The sequence below is a fragment of the Thalassoglobus sp. JC818 genome, assembly GCF_040717535.1.
GTDB lineage: Bacteria > Planctomycetota > Planctomycetia > Planctomycetales > Planctomycetaceae > Thalassoglobus.
The window spans coordinates 1-12,969 of record NZ_JBFEFI010000022.1 but is presented as its reverse complement, the minus strand read 5'-3'; the positions used below and the strand labels follow the sequence as shown (position 1 = coordinate 12,969).

General features: G+C 51.3%; 10 protein-coding genes. 5 read left to right on the top strand and 5 right to left on the bottom strand.

Annotated elements, in window-relative coordinates; genetic code table 11:
* Positions 1–497 precede the first annotated feature (497 nt).
* Both AB1L42_RS23585 and AB1L42_RS23580 read left to right on the top strand, forming a co-directional pair.
* Complete coding sequence (locus AB1L42_RS23585; RefSeq protein ID WP_367062609.1) at positions 498–2,048, top strand: sulfatase-like hydrolase/transferase; 1,551 nt, start codon at positions 498–500, stop codon at positions 2,046–2,048.
* 276 nt (positions 2,049–2,324) lie between these two features.
* On the top strand, positions 2,325–5,315 hold the full coding sequence (locus AB1L42_RS23580) for an exo-alpha-sialidase (RefSeq protein ID WP_367062605.1): 2,991 nt from the start codon (positions 2,325–2,327) through the stop codon (positions 5,313–5,315).
* Between the two features lie 152 nt (positions 5,316–5,467).
* Here the strand turns inward: AB1L42_RS23580 and AB1L42_RS23575 are convergent, their stop codons facing one another.
* The 3 genes from AB1L42_RS23575 to AB1L42_RS23565 all read right to left on the bottom strand — a co-directional run bounded on the left by AB1L42_RS23575 (position 5,468) and on the right by AB1L42_RS23565 (position 7,046).
* Positions 5,468–6,055, bottom strand: a complete 588-nt coding sequence (locus tag AB1L42_RS23575) for a hypothetical protein (protein WP_367062602.1) — start codon at positions 6,053–6,055, stop codon at positions 5,468–5,470.
* 234 nt (positions 6,056–6,289) lie between these two features.
* Positions 6,290–6,718: an Rrf2 family transcriptional regulator gene (locus tag AB1L42_RS23570; protein ID WP_367062599.1), complete on the bottom strand. Its 429-nt coding sequence runs from the start codon at positions 6,716–6,718 to the stop codon at positions 6,290–6,292.
* Between the two features lie 142 nt (positions 6,719–6,860).
* Positions 6,861–7,046 (bottom strand): hypothetical protein, encoded by a 186-nt coding sequence (locus tag AB1L42_RS23565; protein ID WP_367062596.1) that lies wholly within the window; start codon positions 7,044–7,046, stop codon positions 6,861–6,863.
* Between the two features lie 118 nt (positions 7,047–7,164).
* On the opposite strand from AB1L42_RS23565, the gene AB1L42_RS23560 reads away from it, so the two are divergent.
* From AB1L42_RS23560 to AB1L42_RS23550, 3 genes are all read left to right on the top strand, one after another.
* Positions 7,165–7,743: a DUF3365 domain-containing protein gene (locus tag AB1L42_RS23560; RefSeq protein ID WP_367062593.1), complete on the top strand. Its 579-nt coding sequence runs from the start codon at positions 7,165–7,167 to the stop codon at positions 7,741–7,743.
* 99 nt (positions 7,744–7,842) lie between these two features.
* A complete protein-coding gene (locus AB1L42_RS23555; protein ID WP_367062590.1) occupies positions 7,843–8,427 on the top strand; it encodes a DUF3365 domain-containing protein in 585 nt (194 codons plus the stop codon).
* Complete coding sequence (locus AB1L42_RS23550) at positions 8,424–8,894, top strand: DinB family protein (protein ID WP_367062586.1); 471 nt, start codon at positions 8,424–8,426, stop codon at positions 8,892–8,894. Before AB1L42_RS23555 ends, AB1L42_RS23550 begins: the two co-directional genes overlap by 4 nt.
* A gap of 53 nt (positions 8,895–8,947) precedes the next feature.
* On the opposite strand, the gene AB1L42_RS23545 is transcribed toward AB1L42_RS23550, so the two are convergent.
* Together AB1L42_RS23545 and AB1L42_RS23540 are read right to left on the bottom strand one after the other, a co-directional pair.
* Positions 8,948–11,932, bottom strand: a complete 2,985-nt coding sequence (locus AB1L42_RS23545) for an MMPL family transporter (protein WP_367062582.1) — start codon at positions 11,930–11,932, stop codon at positions 8,948–8,950.
* 146 nt (positions 11,933–12,078) lie between these two features.
* The gene (locus AB1L42_RS23540) at positions 12,079–12,414 is read right to left on the bottom strand and encodes a hypothetical protein (protein ID WP_367062579.1); all 336 of its coding nucleotides are present in this window, start codon (positions 12,412–12,414) and stop codon (positions 12,079–12,081) included.
* Positions 12,415–12,969: the final 555 nt, after the last annotated feature.

Below are 12,969 nucleotides of genomic sequence, written 5' to 3'. Positions count from 1 at the left end.
GGCCGTTTTCAAAACACGAGAAAAGTGTGTTGAGAGAGTGTGTCGAGACTGTCAGGTTTAGTCGATTCCGACCGATTTTGGTTTGATTTAAGCAGGTTTGAAATCGGTTTCACTGTATAAATCATGCGGTCATAAAAGTAGATAAAACTTTTAGGAAACCAACGCTCTATCCTGCTGAGCTACGAGGGCAGGTGTGGAAAGATTACGTTGTCACTCTCGTGTTGACAACTTTAGACCAGTTTGTGGTCTCTCAGCATCTGTTTGCTCTGAGTTCTTCGAGGATTTTTGTTTCAGGTCGCCACAGTCGCTTTGCTCGTCAGCCAAAGATCAAAGTGCATGATTTTCGATATCGATGACTCGTTTTTCCACGAGTAGTTCTTGTTTCTCTCAATGGTGCATCGAACCGTTGGGCAAGAAGCGGTAATATCGAGTCATTGAAAATGATTCTCGAATGCGTATTCGAAATCCAAGTGCTCGCGATGTGAAGAGTGTGTGAGATGATCAAGCAGTTTCGGATTGCCGTTGTCTTGGCTTTTGTCGGAGTGATCTGTTTCGAGAGTTTGCTGTTGGGCCAGGATTTCTCTAAATCGTCGCGTCCGAATATCGTTTTCATTCTGACTGACGATCAAGCTCCGTGGGCGATGGGGGCTGCCATTCGAAAAGGGCTTTTCGATTCTGTTCCGACGGCAGCCACTCCGAACATGGATCGACTGGCCGCTGAAGGGGCGATGTTTTCGAATTTCTTCTGCACGACGCCAGTTTGCAGCCCTGCCCGAGTCGCGATTGCGACTGGGAGATACGCGAGTGAATTCGGAGTCGACGATTTCATTCCGTCTCCAACGCACAAATTGTTCGATGTCGAGAATCAACAGTCTCTCGAACCGGAAGCGAGCCCGACGTTTGCCGAGGTTTTTCAGTCCAATGGGTATCAAACTGGTTTGGTTGGCAAGTGGCACCTCGGGGATTGGACGCTTCCCGGAAACGAACGATTTCATCCAACGTCGTTCGGGTTTGATGAGTTCACCGGTCTGCTATCCGGGGGAACGACTCCGGATGACCCGGAGCTGGAAATTGACGGGGAGGTCAAGACGGTTCCCGGGTTGACGACGGATCTTTTGACGGATCATGCCCTCAATTTTATTGAGCGAGCGTGTCTCGAGGGGAAACCGTTTCTGCTTTGCTTTCATACTCGAGCACCGCACGGTCGCTGGCTTCCCGTTGCTCCTGAAGACTGGTCGCCATATGAGACACTCGATCCATCGATTCCCAAATATCCGGACCTTAACGTCGAGAAGGTCAAGAAAGACATGCGTGAGTACTTGGCCAGTACGAGCGGAGTCGACCGCAACCTTGGCCGTATTCTGGACGAATTGGATCGGCTGCAGATCAGTAAGAATACGATCGTGATTTTCTCATCTGATCACGGTTACAACATGGGCCACAACGGGATTGTTCATAAGGGGAACGGGATTTGGGCGACTCAAACGAAGCCTCCCGGAGAGTATCATCACAAGACACGTGTGATCTCGAACAAGTATCGTCCCAATCTGTACGATCTTTCATTGAAGGTACCCACGATTGTGAGGTGGCCGGGGCGAGTCAATCCGGGGTCGGTGATTGATTACACCGCCACCAGTCTCGACTTCTTCCCGACTCTGCTGGCCATGGCAGACATTCCGATCCCGGCGAATCTGAATCTACGGGGACGCAATTTGACGTCTATTCTGCAAGGCGAACTCTCTCCGCTATGGGATCAGGATCTCTATGCTGAGTACAACATGATTCACTACGCAGTCGCGACGCTGCGGTGCTATCGAACTCCCGGTTTTAAGTTGATTCGAGACTTTCACAATGACGGGCGAGATGAGTTTTATGACCTCGTTGAAGATCCTGAGGAGTCGGTCAATTTGATTGATGATCCTGATCCGCGCGTTCAGAAAACGATTCAGGAATTGCACGAAAAGTTGATGACCCGCATGGAGGAGATCAACGATCCTCTTTTTGATTCATTAAAGCAAACATCGAACATTCCGAACGTCGAGCGTTGACACGTCAATCATTCCTACTGACACTGAGCGTCCCCGAACTTCCTCAACGACTCGCCCACCTTCATCAAGGTTCTTGAACAAGTCACGGACTCATGCGTTCGAAGAAGCTGACCTCCGATCTCATTGAGTTCGTTGCTGTCAGTGATGAATCGTTTCAAATCGCTTAGAGTTTCAATCGGTCAATGACTAAAGCTTGAATCTCGTGAAGCAGCAGAGTCGTTTCAAAATTGAGTGCCTTCCTGATGCTTGAAGGCTTCGACAATCTGGAGCAAATACATGGTGCACAAACAGTCGATTTCCGTCCTGTCGTGGCTCGTGCTTCTGGCACTACAACCGTTGGTCGTTTTCGGAGCGGATTCTGATTGGAAGCTGCAGCCTCTTCCGTATAACAATCCGGGTTTGAAAGTGGACCTGGGTGTTGGATTGTGGGCAGACCCGCTGCCGTTGGACTATGACAACGACGGGGATCTCGATCTGCTGGTGTCGTGTCCTGACAAACCATCACGGGGAATTTACTTTTTCGAGAATCCGTCAAACGATCCTTCCGTCGCGATGCCGGTCTTCAAGGCTGGCGTTCTGATCGCTCCGACAGATCGCTACATGATGTTGAGTCTCGTTGATGGTGAACCGGTCGTGATGCGTCCCGGTGAGATGTTTCGCCGCGATGCAAAAACTGGAAAGTTCGATTTCACCAAGCCGGAGCGAATCAAAGCACCAAAGAATCCTCATCACGGTCCAGGAATTCGGACGCGGGGGAACATGTGGCGTTCGGTCGATTACGATGGCGATGGTGATCAGGATCTTCTGATCGGAATCGGAGACTGGACCGATCTGGTCTGGGACCACGCGTACGATAACAACGGAGTCTGGAAAAACGGGCCGCTGCATGGATATGTCTATTTCGTTGAGAATACCGGAACTGATGAGAAGCCAGATTACGCTTCTGAGCCACAGCGTTTGAAAGCGGATGGTGGAGATCTCGATGTCTTTGGTTGGCCTTGTCCGAACTTTGCTGACTTTGATGGGGATGGCGATCTGGATCTGATTTGCGGTGAGTTCCTGGATGGTTTTACCTATTTCGAAAACGTCGGCACACGTTCGGAGCCTGAATACTCTGTCGGCGAAAAGTTGATCGATTCGTCGGGAGAACAGCTCCGGATGTCTCTTCAAATGATCACGCCGAATGCGATTGACTGGGATTCCGATGACGATCTCGACTTGATCGTCGGTGATGAAGATGGGCGCGTGGCGTTTGTTGAAAACACCGGGGAACTTCGAGATGGGCGACCAGTGTTCCACGCTCCTGTGTACTTCCAGCAAGAAGCGGACACATTGAAGTTCGGCGCGTTGGCGACTCCATTCATCTACGATTGGGACAACGATGGTGATGAGGACATCGTCTGCGGCAACACTGCAGGCGAGATTGCTTTGTTCGAGAATCTAGGCACAGCTGAAAACGGTCTTCCAAAGTGGGATGCGCCTCGTTTGTTGGATGTTCGTCAGGAGGACGGAGAGGAAGTTCCGTTTCGAATCATGGCTGGCCCGAATGGGTCGATTCAGGGACCATGTGAAGCTAAGTGGGGATACACAACTCTTTCCGTTGCGGATTGGGACGGCGATGGCGACGGCGACATTATTTACAATTCGATCCTCGGTCGCATCGGTCTCTTGATCAACGACTCTGGAGTCTTAGTCGAAGAAACATTCGATACCGGGCTAAGTGAACTTCCTCCAGCTTGGGACTGGAAGCAAACTCCATCGAGCACAGCTTTGACTCAATGGCGAACGACTCCACTTGTGACCGATTTTGACGAGGATGGATCTCTCGATCTTGTTCACCTTGATCAACAGGGATATTTGGTTTTGCGACGTGCTGGTGGTCCGGCTGACCGCATTTTTGTTGATGAGGATGGTTCCGAGCTTCAATTGAATGCAGGTTCCTGTGGTCGATCTGGCCGAGTGAAGCTGGCTGTCGTCGACTGGGATCGGGACGGGCGAACAGACCTGCTCGTTAATTCGGAAAACGCCACATGGTACCGCAATTGCGAAACTCGCGGAGACAAGGTCGTACTTAAGAAAATCGGAAATCTGGCCAAGCGAAACGTGTCGGGGCACACATCCAGCCCGGCTATTAGTGATTTCAACAAGGATGGAGTTCCGGATCTGATTGTGGGCAGCGAGAACGGAAGGATTTATCACATTCTGCACGATGACTGTGAAACATACTCAGAAGATATGCTCGCTGCGAAACCGCCTCAAGAAGCGAAGTCTCCGAGAATTCCTGGTCTTGAGCAGGAAGAGTTCATCTACACAGACGCTCCATTTAAAGAGTGTCATGCTTCGACAATTTGTGAAACTTCCAGAGGACTGGTTGCCTCATGGTTCGGCGGAACAAAAGAGGGAAGAGACGACGTTGCCATCTGGACGAGCTACCACGATGGCACAAAGTGGTCGAGCCCGACGATGGTTGCTGACGGTGTTCAGCATGATGGTCTGAGATATCCGTGTTGGAATCCGGTTTTGTATCAACATCCGGGAGATGCTCCGACGCTGCTATTCTTCAAGGTCGGCCCGAATCCCCGAGAATGGTGGGGAGAGATGATGGTCAGCTACGACCGCGGACGTTCGTTTGTTGACCGTCGTCGTTTGCCGGAGGGGATCGACGGGCCTGTCCGTTGTAAGCCAATTCTTCTCGATGACGGAAAGACGCTTCTTTGTGGATCGTCGACTGAGTACGACGGATGGCGAATTCACTTTGAGTCGACACAACTCGAAGATGGACAGCCTTCGGGAACATGGTCACGTGTGGGGCCAATCAATGATGCTTCGAAGTACAATGCAATTCAGCCAACCTTCATTCAGCTTCCAGATGGTCAACTCAAGGTTCTCTGTCGTACGAAAGAAGGAGTGATCGTTTCGAGTTCATCAGATGATCAAGGCAAGAGTTGGTCGCCACTTCAGCCGATCGACTTGCCGAATCCGAATTCCGGAATCGAATCGGTGACTCTCGCGAACGGCAAGCACCTGCTGGTTTACAATCCACTCGGTAGCGGCGTGACTGGTTGGGGACGAAGAGGAGTGCTGAGTTTGGCGATGTCCGACAATGGTGAGGATTGGAAGTCAGTCGCGGATTTGGAGCGAGAAGAGAAAGCCGAGTTCAGCTATCCCGCCGCCATTCAAACTTCCGACGGGAAAGTGCACATTGTCTACACTTGGAAACGACAACGGCTGAAGCATCTTGTGATTGATCCGAGTGAGTACAAGTAGAGTTCACTCAAGATCAATGACGAGACGTTCACCTTCTCGGTGAGAAGTGCGATCGTCATACACAAAATGAATCTGGGAGTTCAACGGTTCGTGAGACGAATTGTTGAGCTCCCTTTGTGTTAGTTCTGAGGTGAGTCTTCGATGGGCTGACTTCAATCTGCCTGAATCGGGATTTTCACTCGTTGAGGGACTTCGCTCTCCCGAAATGCAATTCGTGTCGCCTCTCGATAGAAAATTCGAAGGCGGTCGACGTGTGTTTTCGCGCGATCCAGAAACGCTTCTGAGAGTCGGCGTGTTTCGCCTCGGACGTCGAGTTCGACGAGGGTTTCCCACAGCAGGACTCTTGACTGACTTGCCATCAACATGGCTTCCAGTTCAACAACTCGGCTCAGGTCAGAATACTTGGTCCACTCTCCGTTCATTTTGAGTCGCCCCAGCTTTTCCATCACCCAGCCCGCCATTTCTTTTGAGACCGGGCGACTGCCTCCCATGTCGCTCAGAAGGTCGAGCAGGGTTTGCTTTTGGTTTCGGACCTCGGAAGCCAGTTGTTCCAGAAATCTGGGGAGATCGGGGACAGTTTCTCCCTCTTTATTCGAATTCCTGCACCGGGCGATCAGTTCCAATTCAGCAGTCATCAGTGCTGCATGGTCACCCAGGAAAATTTTGAGGTAATCAATCATCTGTGCGTCTCCTCCACGAATGACATCGATGAGATAACTTGCTCGAGAGATCTGCTGCATATCTTATACCGCGATCAATGTGAGGAGGTAGCTCACTGTGGCTGCATCGCTTTGATTAGGAGTGAGAAGCAGCTGCGACGGTTTTGCAAGGTGCAGCCGATCAGAGGGTCAATGGCAATTGAGTAGCGATCGAGTTGGTTGATCGTTTTTTGCTCAGTAGTGTTTGTCGTGAACTCGAACAACTTCGCGGAGACGGGCGAAATCCGACTTGCAGAAATTGTCGATCAAGTCCGTTTACGTCGACGGTTCGAATGGCTTCAGTTGCTTCCTTGTCGGAACAACGTCTTTAAGCGTGACGCTCTTGAGGTACTCCTTTTGAATCCGCTCAGCTTCAGCCAGGACACCCTTGAGTTTGCAGAAAGAATGAATCCGACAGCTTTCGTCAGATCCGACGCAGCTGAGGAGATGCAGATTCCCCTCGATGTGTTCGATGACATCGCCGATGCGGATTTGCTCGGGTGTCATGGCCAGCTCGATTCCTCCTCCGATTCCTCGGACGCTGCGGATGTACCCGAATCGGCCGAGCAGGTTGACGACTTTCGCGACGTGATGAACCGAGATCCCGAAGAGTGTTGCGACATCGGCAGCTTTGGCGCGCTGTTGCCGAGTCGCCAGGTACATCAGCGTGCGAAGAGCGTAATCGGTTTGAATAGTGAGCTGCATGGGCTCTCTTTGTCGGGCTTTGAGTCTTCGTTGTCGTTCCACAAATGGAATTTAAGTTTCCGCGTGTGAGTGGCTTCTCCGTGGGTCTCTTCGTCGGTCAATCGTCCGAAGATAGCGTATCAGAATTCTCTGTCGACGTTCTTCATTCTGAAATCGCTGCTTCAAGCATTCGCAACACGTCTTCGATTCGTTGTCCGTGCTGTTGTGCGACGTAGCCGAGGGATCTTCCGCCACATGTCACGTCGAACCCAAGTGTCTCGAAGACGCGCATCGTTTCGGGGTGCTCCAGAATCCAGTCTGGGATCGAGTGGTCTTCGTCGCAATTCATTGGAGGAACTCTTGACCTGGAGGTAGTTGAGCAGTTAAAAGGTGCAAAACATGCACTGGTTATACATGTTTTGAGGCTGTGTGCCAATCTGGTTCTTCGACACTGGAGAGAAGCTGTCATGAAGAGAATGATTCTTACTGCGTTCGCCATGTTCCTGTTCGCGTTGGGGTTGCTCTCGAGTGGACCTGTCGGAACAGAAGCGACTGTTCAGGCGGAAGATGTCAAAGCGGCGAATTCAGATGTGCAGAGTGCGAAAGGTGCCGAGCAGGCAGCTGTGGAACGGACACGAAAGAAGGTCAACGAACTCGATAACATTTTCAAACAAACTATCGTGCTGATCACCGACAAATACGTGCATGGTGACGATGATTTCGCCGCCGGGAGCGCTGCGGTTTTGTTGTTCAAGAACATTTCAGACTCGGGTGAGACGAAGATTCGTCTTATCGATGCTTCTGGAGAACCGTACGAACCCGAGAACGTTGCTAAAGACGCTTTCGAAAAGGCCGGGATCAAGAAGCTAAAGCAGGGAGCACAACAGCATGAAAAAGTTGTTGTCGATGGTGAAAAGTCCTACCTGCGTGTCATGACTCCCGTGCCAGTTGTTATGGAAAAGTGTGTGATGTGTCACGCTCATTACGCCGATGTGCCTGAAGGATCACCAATTGGAGCCATTAGTTACAAGGTTCCGATTGAATAACTGGCGGCAACTGCAAGCTGTGATATCAATCGCGAAAACGTCAAGACGTGACCAACTGCAGGCGTACCTTCTGTGACTTTGGACAAGCGAGTAGACTTGATGACGACTCGAGGCTCCAGTTGGCAAAGAACGATCTCGCTCTCGGCAATTGTGCTTCTCTTTTTGACGCTCCTGAGCGGTCAGAATTTGGTTTGTGATGCAGAATCCGAAGACATTCGCCCGGAAGCTGTGTCGACTTCACAGGAGGGCGACGTCGCGCACGCGAGGCGTCTTGCGTCGATTCTTTTTGAGTCGGTGCATGGCTCGCTTCAGGTCATGCATCGGGATCTCTTCCAAGAGGAAGAAAGTTTGCAAATCCCATCTCGATCTTTGGAGGATGTCTTCGGTGTTTTAAAGCGCAAGTACAACGTTCAGCTGCGTTGGCTTGCCGTCGACACGCCAGCGATGAATATCGATCACGAACCCTCCAATGACCTTGAGAAGGAAGCGGTCCGAGTCCTTCGAAATCCGGAAGGTCACTTCGAATCGGTTGAAGGGAATCAGTTTCACTTTGCCGGACGAATTCGATTGTCGACAACGTGTCTTGGTTGTCATGTCCCTCGGCGGTCAGATAATGATGATCGTTTCGCTGGACTCTTAATGACGCTGGATTTACGAAGTGAGCCAAGTCAGGAAGAGGAATGAATTCTTACTCCCAGCTGATTGAAGACTACCTGGCCGGTCCGCAGGAGCTGCGTCGGGCAGTGGAGGGAATGACGACCAGTCAACTCGATGCAGCTCCAGTGCAGGGGGCTTGGTCGTCGCGACAGGTTGTCTGTCACATCGCAGATTTTGAAACAGTTTACGCTGATCGAATGAAGCGAGTGATCGCAGAAGATCGCCCACCGTTACGTGGTGGCGACCCTGATCTGTTCGCTACGAGACTTGCGTATCACGATCGTGACGTCGAGGTGGAGTTGACCATTGTGGACTTCACTCGCCAGCAGATGGCTGAGATCCTCAGGAAGTCGACCGACGAAGACTTTCAGCGAGTCGGCTTACATTCAGATGATGGTCCGTTGACTCTGAAAGTTCTTCTCGAACGGATCGTTTCGCACATTCCACATCACGTTCGATTCATTGACGAGAAACGCAAACTTCTCAACGGCTGAGTCAATGTTCATGTCTCTGGCTGCGAAGCGAAACTCGTTCGATTGAAGATTTGCTATTGGTCGTCGGATGGCTTATCCCCAAATGTCTCGCTGTTTTGGAAAGCAATCGTGACGACGTCTTCTTCGTCTTCTGGAGGTTCTTCAGTTTTCTGTGGTGGGACCTGTTTCTCTGGTTTCTGACTTCTTCCGCGATCAATCAGAGTCAGGATGGCTGGCAGGGTGACCAGCGACACGAACAGGCAACTCCCGACTCCGATCACCAAAACCAAACCGAGTGATACAAGTCCCTGGTGCGCGGCAACCAGCATGCTCCCAAAGCCCATCATTGAAGTCAGTGAAGTGAGGGTCACAGCATTAATGGTGCTCGGTGAAGTCTCATAAGGACCTCGAGTGAGTCGAAAGTCGTGCGTCACATGGACACCATCATCGACCCCAATTCCTAGGATCAATGGCAGGACGATCAGGTTTGCAGGATTCAGGTCGATGTTCGTCATCGCAAAGATTCCGAACATCAGAAATCCGCCTGCAATCGGAGGAAGTAAGGTCAGAATGACATTGCGTGTGCTTTCAAAATCAAAAACGAACGCCACCAGAATGGCGACAATGGTGTAGAGCGCCAAAAGGTGCGCGATGTTCGATTCCTCGCCTGCGTGCTGACTCATGAAGTGAGTAAATCCAACAACGGCAAGCGGCGCTATGAGCGTGACACACAACGGTCCCAGCGAAATTGCGTCAATCAGCAGAATGAGAGTCACGACGACCAACGCATAGATGGCAGCATCAAAGTAGCTGTTGCGGATTTGACGAGCAGCTTCGAAGTTCTGAATGGGCGTCCCGGTAATGAGCGGGTCCACACTGCGAACTTGGTCGATAAACGCTTCGAGTGGTTTCTCTTCCCAGATGTCTTCTTTCGGGTAAACGCGGATCAGCCAGTCTCCTTCGTCGGATACGAATCGACGATGAATCGCGGGGTCGAAGTCTTTCGGAGTGACGGGAGATGGATCAGACACCTCCTTCAGCTTCTTAAGCTGCGCGTGAAGAGCGGAAAGCATCGCCCCCTGGTAAGCCGAAAGGATTTCGACCTGCTGAGGCAATTCCATTGTTGAGATGATGTCGAGCGTTTCGTCAAGCCGTGTCTCAGCTTCGTCAGCTGATGGAGAAGTTTGACTTTGCACGAGGTTGTGAAGACTTTCGAGTGTCTGCCCGACGGCAAGCGGATTGATCTCGGGAAAGGTTTCCGGGAGATCAGCGAGTCGACTGAGTCTCAAGTGGATGGACTGGATGAGCAGATTGGTTTCCGAAGCTGGGAAGCGAGGCAGATAGCTCGCCATGTCTTCGACGCGTGCGACGAGATCAAGTTGCTGAAACTTTTCACCCCGAATTCGGGTCTCCTCGATCGAGTCAGAAATCGAAACAGCGTAAAGCAACGATCCGTCGGTTTCTTGGAAGAGTCTTTCCTGTAACTCGACCGACTCGACGCCTTCAGCTTGCAGGTTCAAGAGGTTCGAGTCGTATTCAACAATCGATTCGATCTCGCCATCGGCCAGTCGAAATCCCTGAGCGCCGACGATTACGATTGCGACCAGCGTGAGGATGGTCACGAGAGCTGGAAACCGTCGAATCATTTTGCGTAGCAACGTTCCTTGAAACGGAGTTGGAAGTCGTTGCGGCGAGAGGTTTTGGTCGGAGAGTGTGATGAGAGCGGGGAGAACGGTGAAAGTCGCGATGGCACACAGCAGGATTCCGCCACCAGCGATAACACCTAGCTCTGCGACTCCCAGAAAGTCCGTAAACGTCGCACATAGGAATGCCATCGACGTTGTCACCGCGGCGGTCACGATTCCTGTTCCCACGCTCCGGGAAGTCAAAGCCAGCGAACGGTGAAACTCTTCATCGTGGTGACGAAGTTCCAGGTAGCGGGCCATGTAGTGGATCGCAAAGTCGATTCCTAATCCGATAAGAATGGCAGCGAAGGAAACCGACAGAATATTCAAGTGTCCGATCGTGAGTGTTGTGTATCCAAGAGCCCAGACCAGAGCGACGGCAAGCATGATCAGTGCGAGCGATGGATGACGAAATCCCCGGAATCCAAGGAGCAGGATGAGGCCAACGCCGCCGAAAGAGATCAGAGACGCGTTTCGCATGTCGATCTGCGACCGTTCCATCTCGTCTGCTTCAAGCACAGGAATGCCGGTCATTCCAATTTCTACTTCGGAGAGTTCCTCTGCTGTCTCAGAGCAGATTTCGCGCAGCCGATTTAGCGACTCCGACTTACCGGTCAACCCGTTGGAGGAGGCCTGAGCGGTCACGACGACGAAACCCATCTTGCCGGATGGCGTCAGTTGATACTCGGACTTTGCTTCCTGCGAAACCAATTCAGTTCGAGAAACGATTTGAGGCCAGGGGGACTCAAATTCGTTCTGGTCGAGCAGGAAGCTATGAAGGCTGTTGGCGAGCAGTTCGATGCGATTGATGGCCGTGTCGACTCTCGCGGGATCGCCTTGAGAGATCGAATACTGGAGCAGTTGTTCAAGACGACGGGAATACGCATTCAATCCAGCGAGGTTCCAGTCTCCCTCTATAATTTCCTGAGACTCGTCGAGTTCGTTTTCTATCTTTTCAAGCTCGACGGGAGTTAGGTATTGCAGCCCCTTCGATACGACTCGATCGGAATCGACTCGATCGAGGATGCTCCCAAAGAGTTTCGATTCAGATCGGAGTTCGGCACCAACGGTGTCAATGGCTTGTTCGACAGCTTCTCGATTCGGTCCTTCAACAACGATCACGATGTCTGCTTCGGGGCCGAACTTTTCAACGTATTCTTCCCACCGCTGATGAAACTCGGAGTTGGAATCAATCAGATCGGAGCGGTCGGTCTTGAATGTCAGAAATCGAGCGGTGACGAGCGCGGAGAACAGAGTAAAGAGCCCAATGATCCAGAGCGTGACAACGGGTTGTGATGAGACAAACTGCGTCACCGAAGCGAGAAATCGCGGGAGCAAATCGGATCCCGAGTGAGAATCATTGGGGGAACTCAAAAGTTTTCTCCGGGTAGTCAGGGGCTGTTCAGTTTGGCAAAACCGCAACTCAAACGGATCGAAATCGCTGAAAAGTGAGAGCAGCGATTGCCCAGCATTTTGGCGGTCACAATTCCAGTGGCAAGGGGATGGAAGTTCCGTTTCCCTTATTCTGGAAGAAACTCACCACAGTCGAACTCCCGAAGAGTGTCAATCAGCAGGTCTCCACGTTCCTGTTCATTAAACCCTGCCGAAATTCCCAGCAAAGTGCAACCAAAAACGACGCAAGCGACTTCAACAACGCGCATCGGAAGGGCAAATTCCTTCATGTCGGCGAACAGTTCGTGGACGCTGCAGACTTCTCCGAACTTGGTACCCATGTAGTGGAGCTCGATTCCTCGAAAGTCCTCGCTCCATTCATAATCGAATGGACCGTATTCCTGGTGACGGTGAGTCACCCAGAATCGAGTCTCGTCAAATCGAATTCCGCGCCGGCCAGACATTGCAACATCCGGAAAGGGAGTCAAAAGCGATATCATAACCGAGTCGGAAATCTCGGGGAAACCCAGAGTCTCGCCACCTCTCAGTCTCAATGTCTTGGCGCACAGATTCCTGTGGTGGTCAATTGTTCATATCTGTTCGAGATTCACCCAGAGGGTGTGACGATTCGATGGCTGAAATTCACGAACGAATCGACGTAAGGCCATCTGCAGTTGGGAGATAAAGTACCTCCTTACGAAAACTTCAAAAAACTTGTCTCCTTGAGTTGACCCCACAAAAAGTTCCAGTACACTGCCGAACCCGCTGATTTGGGCGGGACCAAAAGCAACAAGCTTTGGTGAAGATCTTTGGCAATTTGGTTGGTGGACGTCTTGTGATTTAACGTTTTGCGTTAAAGAGCTTGGGTTCAGTGTTCTTGTTTTTCTCTGGTGTTGAGAAGTTCTGCAAAGAGTTTTGATCACTGGGGTGCGAGAATGCGACGCGTGTTTAACCATCACACGCGCAGGTCAAATACCTGAATTTTATTGCTATCCGCCGATGCTACCCTTCGGGGTTGT

Bases quoted from the DNA above. Each gene is read 5' to 3' on its own strand.
- AB1L42_RS23585 (WP_367062609.1), top strand. From the start codon at position 498: ATGATCAAGCAGTTTCGGATTGCCGTTGTCTTGGCTTTTGTCGGAGTG.
- AB1L42_RS23580 (WP_367062605.1), top strand. From the start codon at position 2,325: ATGGTGCACAAACAGTCGATTTCCGTCCTGTCGTGGCTCGTGCTTCTG.
- AB1L42_RS23575 (WP_367062602.1), bottom strand. From the start codon at position 6,055: ATGCAGCAGATCTCTCGAGCAAGTTATCTCATCGATGTCATTCGTGGA.
- AB1L42_RS23570 (WP_367062599.1), bottom strand. From the start codon at position 6,718: ATGCAGCTCACTATTCAAACCGATTACGCTCTTCGCACGCTGATGTAC.
- AB1L42_RS23565 (WP_367062596.1), bottom strand. From the start codon at position 7,046: ATGAATTGCGACGAAGACCACTCGATCCCAGACTGGATTCTGGAGCAC.
- AB1L42_RS23560 (WP_367062593.1), top strand. From the start codon at position 7,165: ATGAAGAGAATGATTCTTACTGCGTTCGCCATGTTCCTGTTCGCGTTG.
- AB1L42_RS23555 (WP_367062590.1), top strand. From the start codon at position 7,843: ATGACGACTCGAGGCTCCAGTTGGCAAAGAACGATCTCGCTCTCGGCA.
- AB1L42_RS23550 (WP_367062586.1), top strand. From the start codon at position 8,424: ATGAATTCTTACTCCCAGCTGATTGAAGACTACCTGGCCGGTCCGCAG.
- AB1L42_RS23540 (WP_367062579.1), bottom strand. From the start codon at position 12,414: ATGTCTGGCCGGCGCGGAATTCGATTTGACGAGACTCGATTCTGGGTG.